The organism is Rhizobium sp. 1399, from assembly GCF_031455475.1.
Taxonomy (GTDB): Bacteria; Pseudomonadota; Alphaproteobacteria; order Rhizobiales; family Rhizobiaceae; genus Rhizobium.
In genome coordinates this window covers 1-20693 of the sequence record NZ_JAVDSU010000018.1, presented here as the reverse complement: position 1 = coordinate 20693, position 20693 = coordinate 1, and the positions used below count along the sequence as shown (strand labels likewise).

Genomic DNA, 20693 nt, shown 5'->3' with positions numbered 1-20693 from the left:
GCCGGTCACGCCTGGGTCATCGCCTTCTTGAGGTCGATCGTCAGTTGTTCCATCTGCTGCTCGGCTTGAGCCCGCTTCTTGCGGCCCTCTTCCTGCACGCGCAGCACGCCGGTGACGGTATCGATCAGATCCTGATTGGCCTTGGCAAGCGTCTCCATATCGACGATGCCGCGCTGCGACTGCTGCTCGATGGCGATCGCCTGATCCTTCATCATTTCCGAGGCCTGGCGGATCATGTCATTGGTGGCGTCGGTCACCGACTTCTGCAGGTCGAGGGCCGATTTCTGCAGTGTGAGCCCGAGGAGGATGACCATCTTCTGCTTCCAGGCAGGCACCGTCAGCGCCGAGGTTGCCTGCAGATTCTCGATCAGTGTTTCGTCGCCGGCCTGGACGATACGGATCTGCGGAAGCTGCTGAATGCCGAGCTGGCGGGCCTGCTGCAGATAGAAGATGCGCTTTTCCAAGCGGTCGAGCGCCTGGAGGCTGTCCTGATAGGTCTGGGCTTCCAGCATGCCGCCACCGGGGCCGGAGACTGCGGCGTCGGCTGCGCTCTTCAACTTCGGCAGCTCGATCGAGCGGAAGTGCTCGGCGAAGTTCTTGCCCGCCTGCACATAGGCATCGAGCTTTACGATCGACTGTTTCGTCTCTTCATGCAGGTCGTCGAGCAGGGCGATGTCGCGGCGCAGCGTATCCTTGTGGCGGTCGAGTTCCAGGCCGATGCGGTCGATCTGGCCGGCGACGTCCTCGAATTCCTCCTTGAAGCGCTCGAGACGCGCCTTGGCGGAGAGGAACATGCGGCTCAGGAAGCCCTTATCCTTGAGGGACGCGGGATCGAGGCTCTTGGATTTCAGGATGATGTCGGTCAAAAGCTTGCCGACATCGCCGAGATCCTTGTTGCGCACCTCGCGCAGGATCCTGTCGGCATAGTCACTGACGGCCTGCTGTGCGCGGTCGCCGTAAACGGATATTCCGGCGCGGTCTGTAATACTGATGGTGTCGGTAATGCGGGCGACTTCCGCAGGATCGGCGGCAACGGCCGACAGGGAAGCATTCTGAACCGTTGCGAGATCGGTGTCGGCCATTGGGGTCGTCTTTCTCGGCTTGTGGTGCAATTGGTCTTACGAATTGCAAACCCATTTTTGCGGCAAATGGGTCATCCACTTTCGAGGCTGGGAAACTCGGCATCCACGCAATACCCGCCCCGCACGACTCATTTGCGAGGTCGCAGTTTAGCGGCACTAGAAATAAGCTTTTATGACAGCCGCTTAAGCTTGCGGCGAATGCCGCCTTACTGGCAGACCGGCGCGGCCTTCTTGTCGAGAAGCTCGAGCTTGGCAAGCTTGCCGGTCAGGACGAAATCGCCGTAATCCATCGTCAGATCCCGCGTAATGCCGTTCTCATAGAGCTTGAACGACATGCGGTAGACCGGCAGGGTGTCGGATTTGGCATTCTCGTTGAAATAGGAGATCGTCACGGGCCAGAAGGCGGCCTTGGCGAACTCGCCGGCATTGCCTGCATCAGCCTCATTCGTGACCGGAGTCTCCTGCTTACCCACGATCGTCGTTGTCACCAGGGATTTGTCGCCATCGTCGGAGCCGTCGAAGACGCGAGCCTCGAAGAAGCGCTTGCCATCCTTGGCGTTCTGAATGACGTCGAGCATGTGCTCGGTCGGAAAGCGGCTTTCCTCGAGTTGCAGCTCACGGCTTGCCGGCTGCGTGAGGTCGACCTTCACGCCTTCCGGCTTATCTTGAGCCGCGCCGTTGACTTCCTTGTCGAGCTGATCGTCGGTGAAAGACTTGGTATCGAAGGTGAACTTGCCATCCTTCAGGCTCTCGAACGTCTTGGTCTGCTGGTCGCTGACGCGCACGTTGTCGCCGGTGTCGATCTGGGTGACGAAGCGGAAATTCGTGGTAAAGCCTTCGCAGTAATTGCCGTCGAACTCATAGACCATGCGGCCATACATGGAGGAGATGCCGGAGCGCTCCGAAGCGTCCTTCAGTTCCAGGTCGTAGATGGCGCGGTGAGCGACGAGCCCGGTTGCGATCGCAGCGCTCGTCGCCGGCGCGGCCGCCCAGGCATTGGCGGAAACGCTTGCGAGAAGAAGAGCGGCAAGTGACGATCGGAACATTCATTAACTCCTGTTGGACTCGTCCGCGATGTTATAAGAACGCTTTCGGCCAAATCGAGGCTCGAAACTGTCACATTAAAGATTCTAGTCTTGATGCATTCTTTTTGAAGAATTGACAACAAAAGCGGAGACGAAAATGTCCGATGTAATCGCAACGCGCCTGTCGGAAATGGGGATAACCCTGCCCGAGGCAGCAGCACCCGCCGCCAATTATGTCCCCTATGTCATCAGCGGCAACCTTCTCTATATTTCCGGCCAGCTGCCGCTCGAAGGCGGTAAGGTTGCCGTCTCCGGCCACCTCGGCAAGACTGTCGATGTTGCCACTGGCCAGCGTGCCGCAGAGCTTTGCGCCATCAACATTCTTGCTCAGGCAAAGGCAGCGCTCGGCGGCAATCTCGGCCGCATCCGCCGCGTCATCAAGCTCAACGGCTTCGTCGCGTCGGCGCCTGATTTTGTCGAGCAGCACCTCGTTATCAACGGCGCCTCGAACTTGATCGCCGGCGTGCTCGGCGAAGCCGGCAAACATGCCCGCGCTGCCGTCGGCATGGCAGCCTTGCCGCTCAATGCAGCAGTCGAAATCGATGCTATCATGGAAATCGCATAATGACGAATGCCGCCTGGATCAAAGAGCTGCCGGTTGCGCACCGCGGCTACCACGACCTCAACAATGTCGTCTGGGAAAACACGCTCTCGGCTTTTTCACGGGCCGTCGAAGCGGGCTTCGCCATCGAATGCGACCTGCATTACGCCTCGGATGCCGTGCCGGTCATCTTCCATGATGAAGATCTGGAACGCCTCTGCAACCTCAAGGGCGACGTGCGGGAACGGACCTCCCAGGAGCTCGGGCTGATCGCCGTCGGCGGCACGAAGGACAAAGTGCCAACGCTGAAGCAGCTTCTCGCACTCGTGCAGGGCAAGGTGCCGCTGGTGCTGGAACTCAAGGGCCGCGAAGCCGACGACGAGGGCTTTGCCGAAGCCGTTCTCGACGTACTCGAGGGCTATGAGGGCAAGGTTGCGCTGATGAGCTTCGACCATTGGCTGCTGAAGGATCTCAAGGAGCTCAATGCGCCCTACCCGATCGGGCTGACGGCCAACGGCAATACGCCGGAGGAACATGCAGAGCATGATAAGGCGATGGCGATCGGCCTCGATTTCATTTCCTACTACTATGCCGACCTGCCGAACCCGTTCATCACCGACCAGCGCGACAAGGACGTTCCGGTCATCACCTGGACGGTGCGTGATGAACAGGCTCGCAAGCAGACTTTCGAGAACGCCGATCAAATGACTTTCGAAGGCTTCGATCCGCGCGCGGCAGTTTGACGCTCGCTTTTTCGACAAGATCGTGCGCAGACTGGGAGGGAGCCAGCTCCCTCCCCCAACGGCTTCGCATTTGCTTCATGACAGACGAATCGTCAGACGAACTTTCCATCCGCATCGAGCGATCATTCACCGCAATTTCCCCCGACCGCTGGTCCAGGCTTTCGGGAGCATCGAAGACGTGCGACAGCGTCGCCTATAATCCCTTCGTCTCGCATGCCTTTCTCTCGTCGCTGGAAGAATCCGGCTCTGCCACTGCGCAGACCGGCTGGCTCGGCCATCACATGCTTCTGGAGACGGACAAGGGTGAACTGGTCGGCGCCTTGCCCGGCTATCTCAAGAACCACAGTCAGGGCGAATATGTCTTCGATCATGGCTGGGCCGACGCTTTTGAACGGGCCGGCGGCAGTTATTATCCGAAGCTGCAGTGCTCTATCCCCTTCACGCCCGCGACCGGCCCGCGCCTGCTCGTGGCCCAAGGATTTGCAAGACTGCCAATTCAGAATGCCATGGCGGAAAGCCTCAAGGAAGTCGTCCGCCGCCTCGATATTTCCTCGGCCCATGTCACCTTCGTGCCCGAGGACGAGATGCCGGTCTTCGAGACCGACGGCTACCTGCACCGCACGGACAAGCAGTTCCATTTCATCAATGAAGGCTATGCCAACCACGACGCGTTCCTGGAAACGCTTGCCTCTCGCAAGCGCAAGGCACTGCGCAAGGAGCGTCGGACGGCGGTTGAGAACGGCATCACCATCGACTGGCTGACCGGCAAGGACCTGACCGAAAAAATCTGGGACCAGTTCTTCGCCTTCTACATGGATACCGGCGGCCGCAAATGGGGCCGGCCTTATCTGACGCGCAAATTCTATTCGCTGATCGGCGAGCGTATGGCCGACGACATCCTGCTCGTCATGGCAAAGCGTGACGGTCGCTATGTGGCAGGCGCGATCAATTTCATCGGCGGTGATACGCTCTACGGGCGGCACTGGGGCTGCATCGAAGATCACCCCTTCCTGCATTTCGAGGTCTGCTATCATCAGGCCATCGATTTTGCGCTGGAAAAGGGCCTCAAGAAGGTAGAGGCCGGCGCCCAGGGCGAACATAAGCTTGCCCGCGGCTACCTGCCGGTGACGACGCATTCCGCCCACTATATCGCTCACGCGGGATTGCGGCGCGCCGTTGCCGACTATCTCAAGCGCGAGCGGGAGGATGTCGAATATATGAATGAGATGCTTGCCGAACACACTCCCTTCCGCAAAGGCGAACGGTTGCAGGAGGATTGACGCGCTTGGCTCCGGCGCGCTACGCGATCAAGGGAAACACGAGGAGATTTCGCCATGACCAGCGCTGCCTATGACGACAACAATATCTTCGCCAAGATCCTGCGCGGCGAGATCCCGTCGCATCGCGTCTACGAGGACGACAAGACCGTTGTCTTCATGGATGTGATGCCGCAAGCGCCGGGCCATGTTCTGGTCCTGCCGAAGGCACCTTCCCGCAATATCTTCGATGCCGACCCCGCCTCCCTTTCCCATACGATCACCGTCGTCCAGAAAGTCGCCAATGCCGTCAAGGAAGCCTTCGACGCAGATGGTGTGTTCATCGCCCAGTTCAACGAGCCGGCAGCAGGTCAGACCGTTTTCCACCTGCATTTCCATGTCATCCCGCGGCATGAGGGCGTGGCACTCAAGCCGCATTCCGGCAAGATGGAGGATGGCGTGGTGCTCGCTGCCAACGCGGAGAAGATCAAAGCGGAACTCGCGTAACGGAAACGCCGCCTTATTTTTCGGAATACTAAATTACTTCATCGATTTAGGAGGAAATCATGATTCGCCACACCGTCGCATTCCGCCTGAAGCACGCTGCAGGCTCTGCCGAAGAAAAGGCTTTTCTCGATGAGGCGCTGACGCTCAAGCAGATCCCAAGCGTCAGAAATTTCGAGCAACTTCGCCAGACGAGCCCGAAGAACGATTTCACCTTCGGCTTCGCGATGGAGTTCGACGACCAGGCCGGTTACGACGCCTATAATGTCCACCCGCTGCATGTCGCCTTCGTGCGCGACCGTTGGATACCCGAGGTCGCAGACTTCCTCGAGATCGACTACGCGAAGCTCTGACATCCTGAAGCGTGTCGCTGCTACGCTTTAGGTCTTTTCTTGCCCATATCGTTATCGCAAACCACTACACGCTTTCGCGCGACATGCTTCAAGGCAAACAAAAAGGCCGCTTCTCAGCGGCCTTTTTCATTGTCCGTCGTAAGCTTACTTCTTGCGTGGAACCTTGGGAACCGTCGAGCCCTTCTTGGGCGCGTCGCGGACTTCAGGCTCAGGCTGCGGCACGGTCTTGGCCTTCGCCTTCTTGACCGGCTTGGTCTTCAGCTCGCCATCATCCTCATCGACCGCTCCCGGATGAACCAGCTCGGCTTCCGGCTTCGGCTTGATAGGTGCCGTTTCCGGAACGGCTTCCAGAATGAGGCCTGGCTTGCCATCTTCCTTCGGGCCGACGGTGACGTTGACGACGCCGCCCTTCTTCAGCTTGCCGAAGAGGATTTCGTTCGCCAGCGGCTTCTTGATGGCATCCTGGATCACGCGGGCAAGCGGGCGGGCGCCCATCTTCTCGTCGTAACCCTTTTCGGACAGCCAGGCGATCGCATCCTCGTGCAGGTCGAAGGTGACGTTGCGTTCAGAGAGCTGAGCTTCCAGCTGCATGATGAACTTCTGCACGACCTTGTGGATGACGGCCGTCGGCAGCGCCGCGAACGGAATGATCGCGTCGAGACGGTTGCGGAATTCCGGCGTGAACAGGCGGGTCAGAGCCTCTTCGTCTTCGCCGGTGCGCTTGGACGAACCGAAGCCGATGGCGGCCTTGGCCATTTCCGAAGCGCCCGCATTGGTCGTCATGATCAGGATGACGTTACGGAAGTCGATCTTCTTGCCGTTATGGTCAGTCAGCGTACCGTGGTCCATGACCTGCAGCAGGATATTATAGATATCCGGATGCGCCTTTTCGATTTCGTCGAGCAGGACCACGCAATGCGGATGCTGGTCGACGCCATCGGTCAAGAGGCCGCCCTGGTCGAAGCCGACATAGCCGGGAGGTGCGCCGAGCAGACGGGAAACCGTATGCCGCTCCATGTATTCCGACATATCGAAGCGCAGAATCTCGACACCCAGTGAGGCAGCAAGCTGCTTGGCGACTTCCGTCTTGCCGACGCCGGTGGGACCGGAGAAGACATAGGCACCGATCGGCTTGTTCGGCTCGCGCAAGCCGGCACGGGCCAGCTTGATCGAGGTGGACAGGGCTTCGATCGCCACATCCTGACCATAGACGACCGAGCGCAGTTCCTGCTCAAGGTTGGCAAGAACGGCTTCATCATCCTTCGAGACGGTCTTCGCCGGGATGCGGGCCATCGTCGCAATCGTCGCTTCGATCTCCTTTTCGGTGATCAACTTGCGGCGCCTGGACGGCGGCAGCAGCATCTGGGCGGCACCGGTCTCGTCGATGACGTCGATCGCCTTATCCGGCAGCTTGCGGTCCGAAATGTAACGGGCCGAGAGCTCGACGGCGGTCTTGATCGCCTCGTTCGAGTAACGCAGGTGGTGGTATTCTTCGAAATAGGGCTTCAGACCCTTCATGATCTCGATCGCATCGTCGATCGACGGTTCATTGACGTCGATCTTCTGGAAGCGGCGGACCAGAGCCCGATCCTTTTCGAAGAACTGGCGGTATTCCTTGTAGGTGGTCGAACCGATGCAGCGGATCGCACCCGAAGACAGAGCCGGCTTCAGGAGGTTCGATGCATCCATGGCCCCGCCCGACGTTGCACCCGCACCGATGACGGTGTGGATTTCGTCGATGAAGAGCACGGCGCCCGGATATTCTTCCAGTTCCTTGACGACCTGCTTCAGGCGCTCTTCGAAGTCGCCGCGATAGCGGGTGCCGGCAAGCAGCGTGCCCATATCGAGCGAGAAGATCGTGGCATCGGCCAGAGCTTCCGGCACCTTGCCTTCGACGATGCGCTTGGCAAGGCCTTCGGCAATCGCCGTTTTACCGACGCCGGGGTCACCGACATAGAGCGGGTTGTTCTTGGAGCGGCGGCACAGGATCTGGATGGTCCGGTTCACCTCGGCGTGACGGCCGATCAACGGGTCGATCTTGCCGCCCTTGGCCTTCTCGTTGAGGTTTACGCAGTAAGCCTTCAGTGCATCCTGCTGCTTCTTCGGCCCGCTTTCTTCCTCGTTGCCGCCGCGTGCGGTCGGCTTGGATTCGGACTCGTCCTCAGCGCCGCGCGGCGGACGGCTTTCGGATACGCCGGGGCGCTTGCCGATGCCGTGGGAGATATAGTTGACGGCGTCGTAGCGGGTCATTTCCTGCTCCTGCAGGAAATAGGCAGCATGACTTTCGCGCTCGGCGAAGATCGCGACGAGCACGTTGGCGCCGGTCACTTCCTCGCGGCCGGAAGACTGGACATGGATCACCGCGCGCTGAATGACGCGCTGGAAGCCGGATGTCGGCTTGGAGTCCTCGTCATAACCGGTGACCAGGTTGGAGAGTTCGTTATCGACATATTCCAGGAGCGTTTTACGGAGCGCGTCGAGGTCGACATTGCAGGCACCCATGACCGCAGCCGCATCGGCATCGTCGATCAGGGCGAGCAGCAGATGCTCGAGCGTCGCATATTCATGGTGCCGCTCGTTGGCAAAGGTCAGTGCCTGATGGAGCGCCTTCTCAAGACTAGGCGAAAATGTTGGCACGTTCAGTTCCTCACTTCTTTTCCATGACGCATTGCAGCGGATGCTGGTGCTGCCGGGCAAAGTCCATCACCTGGCTCACCTTGGTTTCCGCTACCTCGTATGTGAATATTCCGCATTCGCCGACGCCGTGGTTATGGACATGCAGCATGATGCGGGTGGCACTTTCCCGATCCTTCTGAAAAAAACGCTCCAGGATATGGATGACGAATTCCATTGGGGTGTAGTCGTCATTCAAAAGCAGTACGCGATAGAGATTAGGCTTCTTGGTCTTCGGCTTGGTGCGCGTGATGACCGAGGTTCGATTTCCGTTATCCCCGTTCCTTTCGCTGTCGTTTTGCATCCGGATCGGTCTGGCGATCATTGTCATTCATTCCTCAATCAATCCGGCAGGCAGCATGGGAGGGGTGCTTTCCCGACGAATATCTGAAACCCTAAGGTAGTTCATAATAGAGCGATTTTAAGCCCCTTGTTTCCGACTGCAATCACAATTCCGCAGGACTTGACGCAAAGGCCAAAAAAGTCTGCGTAAAAACCAGGGCGCGCTTCGGGAAACAAAAAAGACCGGCCGCAAATGCGGTGCCGGTCTTTGATTTTCAATAGGCGGCGCGCAACACGCCACAAGATTTATGCGGCGGCGGGGGCTACCGGAGTGGCTTTCGAGACCTTGGCGGCAACGGCGGCCATCGGTGCTTCGTAGGGCTTATAAGCATTTTTGGCGAGGTCGGCATACATTTCGCCGAGCTTGGTCGCTTCGGAAACGAAAGCCTCATAGGAAGACTTCGCATAATTGGTCTGCAATTCGAAGGCCGCCTCGAAGCTCTTTAGGCCCGACAGCGTCTCGAAATGGGTGACGGCATCCTGGAAGGACTTCTTGGAATATTCGGCCGCCTCGGAGGCAATCGCCTGGAAACCCTTGGCAGTATCGGAATAGCTCTTGAGCATCGAATCTACGGCTTCCTTGCTCTTCCGGTTTGTATCGTCGAAATTGAACATGACCATCCTCCAATTGGCAGTTGCAAGCAGAGGGTAGCTGCAACGCACAAAGAGTCAAGTAGTCTTGTGCATCGCAAAACACCCAATGGTTGCACCCGCTGTCAGCGCTAAAGACCGGATTTTTGGGCACGTTCGTCTTTTATTGATTTTGCTAAAATATATCAGGCGACTGCAACCGCAGGGTTAGCAGAAATTTTAGTGAACCAGCGTATTTGGCGATCGGCGCAAACAAAAAAAGCCATGCATCGGCTGGCGATGCATGGCTTTCAATCGATGTGACGGCGATCAGAGATCGACGTCGAGAATTGCCATCGAGAAATTGTAGGAACGGTCGCCGTCCTCGTCATCGATGTAGATGACACCCAGAAATTCTTCGCCAATGTAGACTTCCGCGGAGTCGTTCTTGCGCGGACGCGCCTTCACCACGATCTGCGGGTTCAGCGTGCGTTTGAAATAGGCGTCGAGCTTCTTGATTTCTTCAGGCTTCACTCTTTTGATCTCCGTAAGCGATCTCGGTTGGCCGCTTCTTGCACAGGTAAAGCTGCGCTGTAAAGGTCGCGAGCTCGAGTTAGCAGTGACTGTCTTCACCGGGATCTAGGCGTTTTTCCGCATTTTTCAAATGAAGGCTCAGATATCGGCGCCGATAACCTGATCCATTACGCGGGCAGGCTCGGAACAGCCCGCTTCACCGACGACCTTGGCGGGCACGCCCGCCACCGTGGTCTTTGGCGGCACCGCCTTCAGGACGACGGAGCCGGCAGCGACGCGCGAGCAGAAGCCGATCTCGATATTGCCGAGGATCTTGGCGCCTGCGCCGATCATTACGCCCGTGCCGATCTTCGGGTGACGATCGGCCCCTTCCTTGCCGGTGCCGCCGAGCGTCACACCATGCAGGATGGAGACGTTGTCGCCGATGACAGCCGTTTCGCCGACGACGAGGCCGGTCGCGTGGTCGAGGAAGATGCCCTTGCCGATGCGAGCTGCCGGATTGATGTCCGTCTGAAAGACGCTGGAGGAGCGGCTCTGCAAGTAAAGCGCGAAGTCGCGCCGGCCGCGGTTGAGCAGCCAATGCGCCAGCCGGTGAGTCTGCAGCGCGTGGAAGCCCTTGAAGTACAGAACGGCTTCCATGAAGCGCAGGCAAGCGGGGTCACGATCATAGACTGCCTGGATATCCACGCGCAGGATCGAGCTCCATTCCGGCCAGTCCTCGAGCATTTCCTCAAAGGTCTGGCGCAGCAAGTTTGCCTGCATGTCGGGATGGTCGAGGCGCTCGCAGATACGGTGAATGACGCATTCTTCGAGCGAGCGATGGTTGATGACCGTCGAATAGAGGAAGGCCGCCAGCACCGGATCGCTTTCCGCAGCGAGGCGCGCTTCTTCTCGCAGGCTGTCCCAGATTGGGTCCATCACCTTTAGAGGATGGGCTCCCTCCAGCGTGCGGATATCCGTCTTAGCGACCATTTCCGGCCTCCTCATTTCCCGTTGGAATGCGATTATATAGAGGAAAACGCCGATAACATAAATGGGTGCCCGCGGCACACCGGTTAAGCGTGTTTTTCTTTGAAATCACGTTTATGTCACCTGCCGGCGACATCAGCCGGCGGCGACCTTTGCGTAGAATTCCAGGACAGCCTTCTTGAACACCCGGTCACCCACGGCGAGCATGTGGTCGCGGCCGGGAATATCGAGTGCTTCGGCGTCAGGCATCAGCGCCGCAAGCTCCTGGGGAGAACCGGCAATATCGTCTTTCGTTCCAACCCCGATCAGGGTGGGCGCATCGATCTTGCCCATGTCGGCGCGGGCAACCAGATCGCGCGAACCCTTGATACAGGCGGCAAGCGCCTCACGGTCACTCTTCGTCTGCTCGGCAAAGGCGCGGAACATCTGGCCGCGCTGATGGGTGACGTCGGCAAGCGACGGTGCAAGCAGCGCATCGGCGATCGGGTCCCAATCGCCCACCCCATCCGTCATCCCGATACCGAGGCCGCCGAGCACCAGCGAGCGGACGCGGTGTGGATGGGCAAGCGCCGCAAAGACGGAGATGCGGGCGCCCATGGAGTAGCCCATCAGATTGGCCTCGGGAATCCCGAGATGATCAAGCAGCGCGATCGCGTCACCAGCCATGAACCACGGCCTGTAAGCTTCGGCATCGCGCGGCTTGTCGCTGGCGCCATGCCCCCTGTTGTCGATGGCAATGACACGGTAGCCGGCATCACCCAGGGTCTTCAGCCAGCCCGGATGAACCCAGTTGACGTTCGCCGACGAGGCAAAGCCATGGATCAGCAGCACCGGCGGGCCGGAGGGATCACCCTCGTCGAAGAAAGCGAGTTTCAGTCCGTCATGGGTGAAGCTTGAAAATGCAGGCGTATTCAGGTTCATCGGGCCGTCCTTATTTGGCGCGACCATAGTCGAGCCGCCTTTGAGCGTGAAGCCAAAAACTCGCATTGGAGCCATGCTTTGGCACTACACTTTTCCTTCGAAGGCCTATAAGGTCCGCGCAGAATATCAAAGCATTCGGAGACAGACATGGCCGGCCACAGCATTCCCCACTTCCAGAACGACGGCGGTCACCGCGTTATCGAAGTCGGCGTCAAGGAATTCATGTGCACCGGCGCATCCGCTCCCTTCGACCATCCGCATATCTTCATCGATATGGGCGACGACAACGAGAAGGTCTGCTCCTATTGCTCGACCCTCTATCGCTACAATGCTTCGCTGAAGTCCAACCAGACCAACCCGCCCGGCTGCGTCTTCCACGTCAAGGCGGCGTAATTTCTCTCCTCTTTAGATCGGATATCCCATGCCGGTCGAACATGCCGCCATTATCGGCGCCGGAATTGCCGGCCTGACGGCTGCTCTGGCACTCGCAAGACGTGGTATCAGTTCCGATATTTTCGAACAGGCGCCCGAGCTTGCCGAGGTGGGTGCCGGCCTGCAGATCTCTCCCAATGCATCGCGCGTGCTTGCCGAACTCGGTGTGCTCGACGGGCTGACCAGCCTCTGGCTCGAGCCGCAATCCATCCGGCTGATCTCGGGCAGTTCGCTGCGCGAGCTTGCAGCCGTCCCGGCCGGGAGTTTCGCCAGGAACCGCTGGGGAGCACCTTACGGCGTCATGCATCGCAAGACGCTTCAGAAGGCCCTGTTGGATGCGGTCAGCGCCAATCCGCTCTGCCAACTCGGTCTCGGAACACGTTTCGAATCGGACTTGCCACCGGGCCGGCGCCCGGCCGATGTCATCATCGGCGCCGATGGCGTCTGGTCCAGGCTGAGGCAGGCAATACCAGGCGCCCCTGCCCCGCAATTCTCCGGAAATGTCGCCTTTCGTTTCACGATCGCAGAGGCAGAGGCGCCGGGCTTTCTGGACCGCACCAGCGTCTCGGCCCTGCTCGGCTCATCGGCGCATATGGTCTGCTATCCGCTGAAGGAAACCGGCGGCTTCAACATGGTGGCGATTACCGCCGGCAATATTGCGCCGCAGGCCTGGCAAGGCGAGCCGACACAGGCTCAGCAAGAGCTTCTGCAGTCACGCTTCCGTCGCTGGCATCCTGTTATTGCCGGTTTGCTCGGGCGGCGCAGCGACATCACCTTCTGGCCGCTTTTCGAGGCAACGCCGGGCAAATGGCAGGACGGTGACAAGATCGTGCTGATCGGCGATGCGGCACATGCCATGATGCCCTTTGCGGCACAGGGCGCAGCGATGGCGATCGAGGATGCATTCGAGCTCGCAGCCTTCCTCGCCACCCGCCCGGTTTCCGAAGCCATCTCGCTCTTCGAACGGCATCGCATGCCGCGGATCGCCAAGCTCCGCCAGCGCGGCGCCTTCAACCGTTTTGCCTATCATGCAAGCGGACCGATCCGTCTCGGCCGGGATATCGTGCTGTCGCTGAAACCGCCGCAAAGCCTCGCGGCGGATCTCGACTGGATTTACGGCTATCGCCCAGTTGGCTGATCAGACGGCGTTTGCCGCAGCAAAGCCCCGCTCGATATCAGCCTTGAGATCAACGACATCTTCCAGACCGATCTGCAGGCGAATGACCGGACCTTCGGGCGGGGCCCTGGCGATCTCTCGGTCCGAAAGATTGACCAGTATGGCAAGGCTTTCGTAGCCGCCCCAGGAATAGCCCAGTCCGAAATAAGAGAGCGCATCGAGGAAGGCATGTGCCTTCGGCTTGACCTTTTGCGGATCGTCAACCTTCAGCACGAAGGAGAAGATGCCGCTGGCACCCTTGAAGTCGCGCTTCCATATATGGTGCGACGGGAAGCTCGGCAGGGCCGGATGCAGGACGCGGGCAACCTCTTCGCGGTTTTCGAGCCACGTGGCGATTGCCAGCGCGCTCTCGTAGTGGCGCTCCAGCCGGATCCCCATGGTGCGCAGGCCACGCAGGATCTGATAGGAATCATCCGGCGCGCCACAAAGGCCGAGTGTGCCATGCGTTTCGATCAGCCGCGGCCAGTGCTCGGCATTGGCGGAGATGGTTCCCATCAGAATGTCGGAATGGCCCGACGGATATTTGGTCGAGGCATGGATGGATACGTCGACGCCAAAGTCCAGCGGGCGGAAATAGAGAGGTGTGGCCCAGGTGTTGTCCATCAGCACGACGGCGCCGTGTTTGTGCGCCACAGCCGCGATGGCCGGGATATCCTGCATCTCGAAAGTATTGGAGCCTGGGGCTTCGGTCAGCACGACCGTGGTGTTCGGCTTGAAGAGAGTCTCGATGGCCGCGCCGATCGCCGGATCGAAATAGTCGACCTCGACACCCATTCGCTTCAGGATCGTGTTACAGAAATGGCGCGTCGGACCGTAGACGGAATCGACGACCAGCACGTGATCGCCCGACGCGACATAGGCCAGGATGGCGACTGTGACGGCAGCGAGACCGGAGGGCACCAGCACGGTGCCGGCCGAGCCTTCGAGCGCATTGATCGCCTCGGCAAGGGCGTCGGTCGTCGGCGTGCCGCGGGTGCCGTAAGTGTATTTCTTGTTGCGCGTCTCCATGGACTTGGCGTCGGGAAAGAGCACCGTGGACGCGCGCACCACCGGCGGATTGACGAAACCGTGATAATCCGCGGGGTCGTAGCCGATATGGGAAAGACGGGTATTGATGCCGGCGCCCGGCAGGAGACTGTCTAGATCTTTCATGTGGGAAATGGCCTTCTGGCGAGGGTATGCAAAGGCCGAACTCTTGAACCCCGTCGCCATCAGGGTCAACCCCTACAACTTGACGTGATGGCCTCGCCCCGCCAAGCCACCGGCCTTTACTTCGCGATTTCCGCGCTATTTTTTTCCTCAAGCTAGAGCCCAATTTCTAGCCAAGTGCCTAGAGACGCAGCGCAATCTACCAAAATGCTGAATTTTGCCGCAATTATTAGCCGCGACACTTGACCATAGTGACATTTGCGACTGTGATAGACCCACTCGCGCCGGGAGGGTTGCGGGAAGCGGGGAGGTACATGGGCTAGTTCAATCCGGCCACTCCCCGAAAAGATAAAGATAAGACAACGGAAAAAGGTTGGGAAAAATGAAGTACAAGCTCCTGTCCGCAGCAGCCGGCGCAGCAGTTTTCGCTCTTGGCGCTTCGGCCGCTTCGGCCACTACTCTCGGAGACGTAAAGGCAAAAGGTTTTGTCCAGTGCGGCGTCAACACCGGTCTTGCCGGCTTTGCTGCACCTGATGCGTCCGGCAACTGGTCGGGCTTCGACGTCGACTTCTGCCGCGCGGTTTCCGCTGCGGTCTTCGGCGATCCGACCAAGGTGAAGTTCACGCCGCTTAGCGCCGCGAACCGCTTCCCGGCCCTGCAGTCCGGCGAAGTCGACGTTCTGGCCCGCAACACGACCTGGACGATCAACCGTGATACGGCTCTCGGCCTGAACTTCCGCTTCGTCAACTACTATGACGGCCAGGGCTTCATGGTTCGCAAGAGCCTGAACGTGAAGTCGGCTCTGGAACTCTCCGGCGCATCCGTCTGCGTGCAGTCAGGCACCACGACCGAGCTCAATCTCGCCGACTACTTCAAGGCCAACAACCTCCAGTACAATCCGGTCGTCTTCGAGAAACTGGATGAGGTCAACGCCGCTTATGACTCCGGCCGTTGCGACGTCTACACGACTGACCAATCGGGCCTCTACTCGCTGCGCCTGACGCTGAAGAACCCGGACGAGCACATGATCCTGCCGGAAATCATTTCCAAGGAGCCTCTCGCCCCGGCCGTTCGCCAGGGTGACGACCAGTGGTTCGATGTCGTCAGCTGGGTCGGCTACGCGATGATCAACGCCGAAGAATTCGGTATCACGCAGGCCAATGTCGACGACATGAAGAATTCGCCGAACCCGGATATCAAGCGCTTCCTCGGCGTTGAAGCCGACACGAAGATCGGTACCGATCTCGGCCTGACCAATGACTGGGCCTACAACATCATCAAGACCGTCGGCAATTATGGCGAAGTCTTCGAAAAGAACATCGGCCAGGGGAGCCCGCTGAAGATCTCGCGCGGCCTCAACGCTCTCTGGAACAAGGGCGGCATTCAGTACGCTCCGCCGGTTCGTTAATCGGCACTACGCATGAAAAGCCGGAAAGGCGGATAACCGCCTTTCCCTCCTCCTATAAAAAAGCTCCGAAAAGGAGCGCATAACGTGGGGAATTGGCCAGGCATGACGCATCAGGTTGCGGATTCAACATCTTTGCCCAGGAGCGGCTGGAGCTTCCAGTCTGCCCTCTATGACCCGACAGTTCGGGGCATCTTCTTCCAAGTCCTTACCATTGTCTTGCTGGTCGCGCTGATCTGGTCGATTGCTCACAATACGGCAGTCAATTTGGCGCGCGCCAACATTGCATCGGGTTTCGGCTTTCTGAACGGACGCGCCGGCTTCGAAGTCGGCCAGTCGCTGATCCCGTATTCGAGTGATTCGACCTATGGCCGTGCGCTGCTCGTCGGCCTTCTGAATACTATCCTGATCGCCGTTACCGGCATCATCACTGCAACGATTATCGGCTTCGTTGTCGGTATCGGCCGTCTGTCGCGGAACTGGCTGATTGCCAAGCTCTGCACGGTCTATGTGGAAGTCTTCCGCAACATCCCGCCGCTGCTGGTGATCTTCTTCTGGTATTCGGGCGTCCTGGCGATTCTGCCCAATGCCCGTGACTCGCTGCATCTGCCTCTCGGATCATATCTGAACAATCGCGGCCTCGCCTTCCCCAAGCCGATCTTCGGCGACGGTTTCTGGCTGGTCGGCGTTGCCTTCGCTGTCGCGATCATCGCCACTATTATCACCGCACGGTGGGCGCATCGTCGGCAGGCAGCGACAGGTCAGCCGTTCCACACGATCTGGGTTTCGATCGGCCTCATCGTCGGCCTGCCGCTCATTGCCTTCCTGCTCGCAGGCACACCGCTGTCTTTTGATTTCCCGGTCGCCGGCAAGTTCAATCTGACCGGCGGTTCCGTGGTCGGCCCGGAATTCATGTCGCTTTTCCTGGCGCTTTCCTTCTACACGGCGGCCTTCATCGCCGAGATCGTGCGCTCAGGTATCCGCGGCGTGCCCAAAGGACAGACGGAGGCAGCAGCTGCACTCGGCCTGCATCCTTCGGCAATCACCCGGCTGGTCGTCATTCCGCAGGCGTTCCGCATCATCATTCCGCCTCTGAGCAGTCAGTATCTGAACCTCACCAAGAACTCGTCGCTGGCAATCGCCATCGGTTTTGCCGATCTCGTCGCCGTCGGCAGCACGACGCTGAACCAGACGGGCCAGTCCGTCGAGGTGATCCTGATCTGGGCGGTCATCTACCTCAGCCTCAGCATCGTGACCTCTCTGCTCATGAACTGGTTCAATGCCAAGATGGCGTTGGTGGAGAGATAAGATGAGCGACAGTTTCGTCAGAACCACTATACTCGCACCGGAGCCGCCTCCGGCTGGAGAAAAGGGCGCGGCAGCCTGGATACGCCGCAACCTGCTTGCGACACCCAAGGATATCATCCTCACTCTTCTGGCAGCGACCTTCCTCGCCTGGGCTCTACCGCATGCCGTTAACTGGCTGTTCGTGCAGGCGGTCTGGACAGGTCCGGACCGCACCTTCTGCGCAACGACAGTCCAGGGCGGCATTCAGCCGGATGGCTGGAGCGGTGCCTGCTGGGCCTTCGTCAATGCCAAGTTCGACCAATTCATCTACGGACGCTATCCACTCGACGAGCGCTGGCGGCCGACACTGGTCGGCATTCTCTTCGTACTCCTGCTCGTCCCGATGCTCATCCCATCTGTGCCGCGCAAGGGGCTGAATGCGATCCTGCTCTTCGTCGTGCTGCCGATCGTCTCCTTCGTCCTGCTTTATGGTGGCTTCGGCCTCGAAATCGTCGACACGCCGCTCTGGGGCGGGCTGATGGTGACGCTGGTGCTCTCTTTCGTCGGCATCGTCGTCTCCTTCCCGGTCGGTATTCTCCTGGCGCTCGGCAGACGCTCGCATATGCCTGTCATCCGGATGGTGAGCATCATTTTCATCGAGGTCGTGCGTGGCGTGCCGCTGATCACGGTTCTCTTCATGGCAAGCGTCGTGTTGCCGCTTTTCCTGCCCGCTGGCTGGACGGTGGACAAACTGCTGCGAGCGATCGTGGGTGTATCGATCTTTGCCTCCGCCTATATGGCTGAGGTCATTCGCGGCGGCCTGCAGGCCATTCCGAAGGGCCAGTTCGAGGGTGCGGATTCGCTTGGCCTCGGCTACTGGCAGAAGATGCGGCTGATCATCATGCCGCAAGCGATCAAGCTCGTGATCCCCGGCATCGTCAACACCTTCATCGGCATGTTCAAGGATACGTCGCTGGTATCGATCATCAGCATGTTCGACTTGCTCGGCATCGTTCGCCTCAACTTCACCGATGCCAATTGGGCAACCGCTGTGACGCCGCTGTCCGGGCTGATTTTCGCCGGCTTCACCTTCTGGCTTTTCTGCTTCGGCATGTCGCGCTATTCAGCATTCATGGAACGCCATCTCGACACCGGCCACAAACGATAAGAATAGGAACCCGCAATGGCAGAGCCTCTCACCAAGAAATTGACCGTGTCGGCGACCGATGTGGCCGTCGAGATCATCAACATGAACAAGTGGTACGGTGACTTCCACGTTCTTCGCGACATCAACCTCAAGGTCATGCGCGGCGAGCGCATCGTCATCGCCGGCCCCTCGGGTTCAGGCAAGTCGACGATGATCCGCTGCATCAACCGTCTGGAAGAGCACCAGAAGGGCCGGATCGTCGTTGACGGCACGGAACTGACCAACGACCTGAAGAAGATCGACGAAGTGCGCCGCGAAGTCGGCATGGTGTTCCAGCACTTCAACCTCTTCCCGCATCTGACGATTCTGGAAAACTGCACGCTGGCGCCGATCTGGGTGCGCAAAATGCCGAAAAAGCAGGCCGAGGAAGTGGCGATGCACTTCCTGAAGCGCGTGAAGATCCCCGAACAGGCCAACAAATATCCGGGCCAGTTGTCGGGCGGTCAGCAGCAGCGCGTGGCGATTGCCCGCTCGCTTTGCATGAACCCGAAGATCATGCTGTTCGACGAGCCGACCTCGGCGCTCGATCCGGAAATGATCAAGGAAGTATTGGATACGATGGTCGGCCTTGCCGAAGAAGGCATGACCATGCTGTGCGTCACCCACGAAATGGGCTTTGCCCGCCAGGTCGCGAACCGCGTGATCTTCATGGACCAGGGCCAGATCGTCGAGCAGAATTCGCCGGCCGAATTCTTTGACAATCCGCAGCATGAGCGCACCAAGCTGTTCCTCAGCCAAATCCTGCACTAAATCAGACAGATATAACATTCAAAACCCGCCGGCTGATTACCGGCGGGTTTTTCATGCGTTCTAGCGGGAAGCCGCAGAGCGCAGCAGGCCGCACAGCCCTGCGAGGCCAGAATCATAGCCGCTGGAAACGGATATATCGCGGCAGCGAACAAGCATCTTCCTCTGGTCATTGACGGACATTTCCCGGAAGCGCTGGAGCACCACTGTCGGCGTGAGGCTGCCGGACCCTACCCCGTACCGTCGCCGGAACTCGCGCCTCCACCCTGTGCTAGCGACTCCGACACCAAGGCCGAGATTCAAGCCATTCGGCCCGAAAAGCGCAGGGCCTGTTCCATCACCACCGCCGATGCTGGCATTGACGTTTATGCCGCTGCCCGAATTGCCGAGGGCGACGCTCATTGGATTAGCCCGTGCGAATTAAACGCGGTCAGGTTCCAAATGTTTCAGGGAAGCTGCCGAGAGAAAATCATGGTTAAAATACCCTAAAATTTACTAGATTCGTGCGTTTCAACTTGGGACAAATACCACCTTTGGATGAGGCGACTGGCCTCTCGGCCAGTCGCAAATGCCCAGTGCGATCGTCCTCACGTCAGTTGCGGCCGTCGTTCGGCCGTGACTTTCGTGCCTCGGAACTGCTAGAAGAGGCCGTCTTGCCATCGGGCTGCTGGCCGAAATAGGTTCCGCCGAGATGTCCCCCGGCACTGGTGTTCTCCACCTGCCGCTCTGTTTTCTTGCGGATGTCGTCTGCATTGGTCTTGCTCATTCTGATCTCCATTGTTTGAAAAATGGACATCTGGACAACCGATGCAGGCCGATAGGGTTCCATAAAAGATGGGCGCGGCAGCTTGGCGCAGGCGACTGTCGGAACCAAAATGACGGCGAAGACTTTCCTGCCTTGGTTATGACAAAGCCGACGTTATATCCTTCCAGCGATATTCACAGGAGACGAAAATGAAAAAGATACTCGCGACCACAATCGCCGCAGCCTCGTTGCTCCAGGCCTTTGCCATGAGCGCCAGCGCGGCGGACCTGGTACGGACGGAGCCGCCGGTGGCTCCCGATGTAAGCGGGGGCGTGAAGATCGGTTACCTCGATTGCGAGATCGGCGGCGGCGTCGGCTATGTGCTCGGTTCTTCCAAGCAGATCGATTGCGTCTTCCAGCCGACGAGCCGTGGCGAATCGCCTGAACATTACAGCGGTGCTTTGCGCAAGTTCGGCGTGGATCTCGGTTTCACCACGCGTGGTCGTCTGCTTTGGGCCGTCTTCGCACCGACAGCCGGTTACCACCGCGGCTCGCTGGCCGGCCTCTACCAGGGTGCGACCGCTGAAGCCACGCTTGTCGGCGGCCTCGGCACCAACGTCCTCTTTGGCGGCACTTCCGGTTCGATCCATCTTCAGACGATCAGCGTCACGGGCCAGCTTGGCCTCAATGTTGCCGCGACAGGCACGTCCATGACGCTGTCGCCCGAGGGTTAAGGCAGCAAGAGCCAATAAAACAAAGGCCGGCGGCGCATCGTCATATCCGATGCGCCGCCGGCTTGTTGTTGTTACCGATTCTAATGCTGCACTTGGCCACGAACAGAGTTCATAGTCATGTCGCGATATCTAGAAAATTCTGTGCCCGACCCGAGAGATAGGTGACGTTTCGTACCGGAGACATGGGTAACACTTTTCGCTTTTTGCGGGAGGTGTTGATGCTGTGGAGAGAGACTT

Annotated in this window: 22 protein-coding genes; 12 read left to right on the top strand and 10 right to left on the bottom strand. The window is 59.0% G+C overall.

The genetic code is table 11. From position 1 onward, the window contains the following. Positions 1-5: 5 nt before the first annotated feature. Both J2X71_RS34180 and J2X71_RS34175 read right to left on the bottom strand, forming a co-directional pair. Positions 6-1082 (bottom strand): toxic anion resistance protein, encoded by a 1077-nt coding sequence (locus J2X71_RS34180; protein ID WP_310389485.1) that lies wholly within the window; start codon positions 1080-1082, stop codon positions 6-8. A 206-nt stretch (positions 1083-1288) separates the two neighbouring features. After that, a complete protein-coding gene (locus J2X71_RS34175; RefSeq protein WP_310389484.1) occupies positions 1289-2128 on the bottom strand; it encodes a cell envelope integrity EipB family protein in 840 nt (279 codons plus the stop codon). Positions 2129-2264: 136 nt separating this feature from the next. Here J2X71_RS34175 and J2X71_RS34170 point away from each other — a divergent pair, with 136 nt between their 5' ends. The 5 genes from J2X71_RS34170 to J2X71_RS34150 all read left to right on the top strand — a co-directional run bounded on the left by J2X71_RS34170 (position 2265) and on the right by J2X71_RS34150 (position 5564). Further along, a complete protein-coding gene (locus tag J2X71_RS34170) occupies positions 2265-2732 on the top strand; it encodes a RidA family protein (RefSeq protein ID WP_310389482.1) in 468 nt (155 codons plus the stop codon). After that, complete coding sequence (locus J2X71_RS34165) at positions 2732-3451, top strand: glycerophosphodiester phosphodiesterase (protein WP_310389480.1); 720 nt, start codon at positions 2732-2734, stop codon at positions 3449-3451. Before J2X71_RS34170 ends, J2X71_RS34165 begins: the two co-directional genes overlap by 1 nt. Before the next feature lie 77 nt (positions 3452-3528). Beyond that, entirely contained in the window at positions 3529-4731 is a 1203-nt protein-coding gene (locus J2X71_RS34160; RefSeq protein WP_310389478.1) for a GNAT family N-acetyltransferase, read from the top strand. Positions 4732-4785: 54 nt separating this feature from the next. After that, the gene (locus tag J2X71_RS34155) at positions 4786-5214 is read left to right on the top strand and encodes an HIT family protein (protein ID WP_310389476.1); all 429 of its coding nucleotides are present in this window, start codon (positions 4786-4788) and stop codon (positions 5212-5214) included. 59 nt (positions 5215-5273) lie between these two features. Continuing rightward, on the top strand, positions 5274-5564 hold the full coding sequence (locus tag J2X71_RS34150) for a Dabb family protein (protein WP_310389474.1): 291 nt from the start codon (positions 5274-5276) through the stop codon (positions 5562-5564). 144 nt (positions 5565-5708) lie between these two features. On the opposite strand, the gene clpA is transcribed toward J2X71_RS34150, so the two are convergent. From clpA to J2X71_RS34120, 6 genes are all read right to left on the bottom strand, one after another. Beyond that, complete coding sequence (gene clpA, locus J2X71_RS34145; protein ID WP_310389472.1) at positions 5709-8201, bottom strand: ATP-dependent Clp protease ATP-binding subunit ClpA; 2493 nt, start codon at positions 8199-8201, stop codon at positions 5709-5711. Between the two features lie 10 nt (positions 8202-8211). Beyond that, positions 8212-8562 carry an ATP-dependent Clp protease adapter ClpS gene (gene clpS, locus J2X71_RS34140; RefSeq protein ID WP_037072724.1) on the bottom strand — a complete coding sequence of 117 codons (351 nt, stop codon included), beginning with the start codon at positions 8560-8562 and terminating at the stop codon, positions 8212-8214. A gap of 263 nt (positions 8563-8825) precedes the next feature. After that, entirely contained in the window at positions 8826-9194 is a 369-nt protein-coding gene (locus tag J2X71_RS34135) for a phasin family protein (protein ID WP_310389468.1), read from the bottom strand. Between the two features lie 285 nt (positions 9195-9479). Then, positions 9480-9683 carry a DUF3126 family protein gene (locus tag J2X71_RS34130; RefSeq protein WP_007827403.1) on the bottom strand — a complete coding sequence of 68 codons (204 nt, stop codon included), beginning with the start codon at positions 9681-9683 and terminating at the stop codon, positions 9480-9482. Positions 9684-9821: 138 nt separating this feature from the next. Then, the gene (gene cysE / locus J2X71_RS34125) at positions 9822-10655 is read right to left on the bottom strand and encodes a serine O-acetyltransferase (RefSeq protein WP_007827405.1); all 834 of its coding nucleotides are present in this window, start codon (positions 10653-10655) and stop codon (positions 9822-9824) included. Between the two features lie 132 nt (positions 10656-10787). Then, entirely contained in the window at positions 10788-11573 is a 786-nt protein-coding gene (locus J2X71_RS34120; protein WP_310389465.1) for an alpha/beta hydrolase, read from the bottom strand. Between the two features lie 147 nt (positions 11574-11720). On the opposite strand from J2X71_RS34120, the gene J2X71_RS34115 reads away from it, so the two are divergent. Both J2X71_RS34115 and J2X71_RS34110 read left to right on the top strand, forming a co-directional pair. Beyond that, a complete protein-coding gene (locus J2X71_RS34115; RefSeq protein WP_007827409.1) occupies positions 11721-11966 on the top strand; it encodes a zinc-finger domain-containing protein in 246 nt (81 codons plus the stop codon). A 28-nt stretch (positions 11967-11994) separates the two neighbouring features. Continuing rightward, positions 11995-13143 (top strand): FAD-dependent monooxygenase, encoded by a 1149-nt coding sequence (locus J2X71_RS34110; RefSeq protein ID WP_310389462.1) that lies wholly within the window; start codon positions 11995-11997, stop codon positions 13141-13143. Here J2X71_RS34110 and J2X71_RS34105 read toward each other — a convergent pair whose 3' ends face one another. Then, positions 13144-14334, bottom strand: a complete 1191-nt coding sequence (locus J2X71_RS34105; RefSeq protein WP_310389460.1) for a cystathionine beta-lyase — start codon at positions 14332-14334, stop codon at positions 13144-13146. 379 nt (positions 14335-14713) lie between these two features. Between J2X71_RS34105 and J2X71_RS34100 the strand changes: the two genes are divergently transcribed. The 4 genes from J2X71_RS34100 (at position 14714) to J2X71_RS34085 (ending at position 18980) form a co-directional block, all read left to right on the top strand. After that, positions 14714-15739 carry an amino acid ABC transporter substrate-binding protein gene (locus J2X71_RS34100; RefSeq protein ID WP_113322785.1) on the top strand — a complete coding sequence of 342 codons (1026 nt, stop codon included), beginning with the start codon at positions 14714-14716 and terminating at the stop codon, positions 15737-15739. A 102-nt stretch (positions 15740-15841) separates the two neighbouring features. Continuing rightward, complete coding sequence (locus tag J2X71_RS34095) at positions 15842-17044, top strand: amino acid ABC transporter permease (RefSeq protein ID WP_310389457.1); 1203 nt, start codon at positions 15842-15844, stop codon at positions 17042-17044. 1 nt (position 17045) lies between these two features. After that, positions 17046-18191, top strand: a complete 1146-nt coding sequence (locus J2X71_RS34090; RefSeq protein WP_113322781.1) for an amino acid ABC transporter permease — start codon at positions 17046-17048, stop codon at positions 18189-18191. A 15-nt stretch (positions 18192-18206) separates the two neighbouring features. Next, a complete protein-coding gene (locus tag J2X71_RS34085; RefSeq protein WP_007827421.1) occupies positions 18207-18980 on the top strand; it encodes an amino acid ABC transporter ATP-binding protein in 774 nt (257 codons plus the stop codon). Positions 18981-19569: 589 nt separating this feature from the next. Here J2X71_RS34085 and J2X71_RS34080 read toward each other — a convergent pair. Next, on the bottom strand, positions 19570-19743 hold the full coding sequence (locus tag J2X71_RS34080; protein WP_310389453.1) for a hypothetical protein: 174 nt from the start codon (positions 19741-19743) through the stop codon (positions 19570-19572). A gap of 188 nt (positions 19744-19931) precedes the next feature. Here J2X71_RS34080 and J2X71_RS34075 point away from each other — a divergent pair, with 188 nt between their 5' ends. Beyond that, on the top strand, positions 19932-20456 hold the full coding sequence (locus J2X71_RS34075; RefSeq protein WP_007827426.1) for a DUF992 domain-containing protein: 525 nt from the start codon (positions 19932-19934) through the stop codon (positions 20454-20456). Positions 20457-20693: the final 237 nt, after the last annotated feature.

Bases quoted from the DNA above. Each gene is read 5' to 3' on its own strand.
- J2X71_RS34110 (WP_310389462.1), top strand. From the start codon at position 11,995: ATGCCGGTCGAACATGCCGCCATTATCGGCGCCGGAATTGCCGGCCTG.
- J2X71_RS34135 (WP_310389468.1), bottom strand. From the start codon at position 9,194: ATGTTCAATTTCGACGATACAAACCGGAAGAGCAAGGAAGCCGTAGAT.
- J2X71_RS34090 (WP_113322781.1), top strand. From the start codon at position 17,046: ATGAGCGACAGTTTCGTCAGAACCACTATACTCGCACCGGAGCCGCCT.
- J2X71_RS34165 (WP_310389480.1), top strand. From the start codon at position 2,732: ATGACGAATGCCGCCTGGATCAAAGAGCTGCCGGTTGCGCACCGCGGC.
- J2X71_RS34155 (WP_310389476.1), top strand. From the start codon at position 4,786: ATGACCAGCGCTGCCTATGACGACAACAATATCTTCGCCAAGATCCTG.
- J2X71_RS34115 (WP_007827409.1), top strand. From the start codon at position 11,721: ATGGCCGGCCACAGCATTCCCCACTTCCAGAACGACGGCGGTCACCGC.
- J2X71_RS34100 (WP_113322785.1), top strand. From the start codon at position 14,714: ATGAAGTACAAGCTCCTGTCCGCAGCAGCCGGCGCAGCAGTTTTCGCT.
- clpS (WP_037072724.1), bottom strand. From the start codon at position 8,562: ATGATCGCCAGACCGATCCGGATGCAAAACGACAGCGAAAGGAACGGG.
- cysE (WP_007827405.1), bottom strand. From the start codon at position 10,655: ATGGTCGCTAAGACGGATATCCGCACGCTGGAGGGAGCCCATCCTCTA.
- J2X71_RS34095 (WP_310389457.1), top strand. From the start codon at position 15,842: ATGACGCATCAGGTTGCGGATTCAACATCTTTGCCCAGGAGCGGCTGG.
- J2X71_RS34120 (WP_310389465.1), bottom strand. From the start codon at position 11,573: ATGAACCTGAATACGCCTGCATTTTCAAGCTTCACCCATGACGGACTG.
- J2X71_RS34175 (WP_310389484.1), bottom strand. From the start codon at position 2,128: ATGTTCCGATCGTCACTTGCCGCTCTTCTTCTCGCAAGCGTTTCCGCC.
- J2X71_RS34080 (WP_310389453.1), bottom strand. From the start codon at position 19,743: ATGAGCAAGACCAATGCAGACGACATCCGCAAGAAAACAGAGCGGCAG.
- J2X71_RS34105 (WP_310389460.1), bottom strand. From the start codon at position 14,334: ATGAAAGATCTAGACAGTCTCCTGCCGGGCGCCGGCATCAATACCCGT.
- J2X71_RS34180 (WP_310389485.1), bottom strand. From the start codon at position 1,082: ATGGCCGACACCGATCTCGCAACGGTTCAGAATGCTTCCCTGTCGGCC.
- J2X71_RS34075 (WP_007827426.1), top strand. From the start codon at position 19,932: ATGAAAAAGATACTCGCGACCACAATCGCCGCAGCCTCGTTGCTCCAG.
- J2X71_RS34160 (WP_310389478.1), top strand. From the start codon at position 3,529: ATGACAGACGAATCGTCAGACGAACTTTCCATCCGCATCGAGCGATCA.
- J2X71_RS34085 (WP_007827421.1), top strand. From the start codon at position 18,207: ATGGCAGAGCCTCTCACCAAGAAATTGACCGTGTCGGCGACCGATGTG.
- J2X71_RS34170 (WP_310389482.1), top strand. From the start codon at position 2,265: ATGTCCGATGTAATCGCAACGCGCCTGTCGGAAATGGGGATAACCCTG.
- J2X71_RS34150 (WP_310389474.1), top strand. From the start codon at position 5,274: ATGATTCGCCACACCGTCGCATTCCGCCTGAAGCACGCTGCAGGCTCT.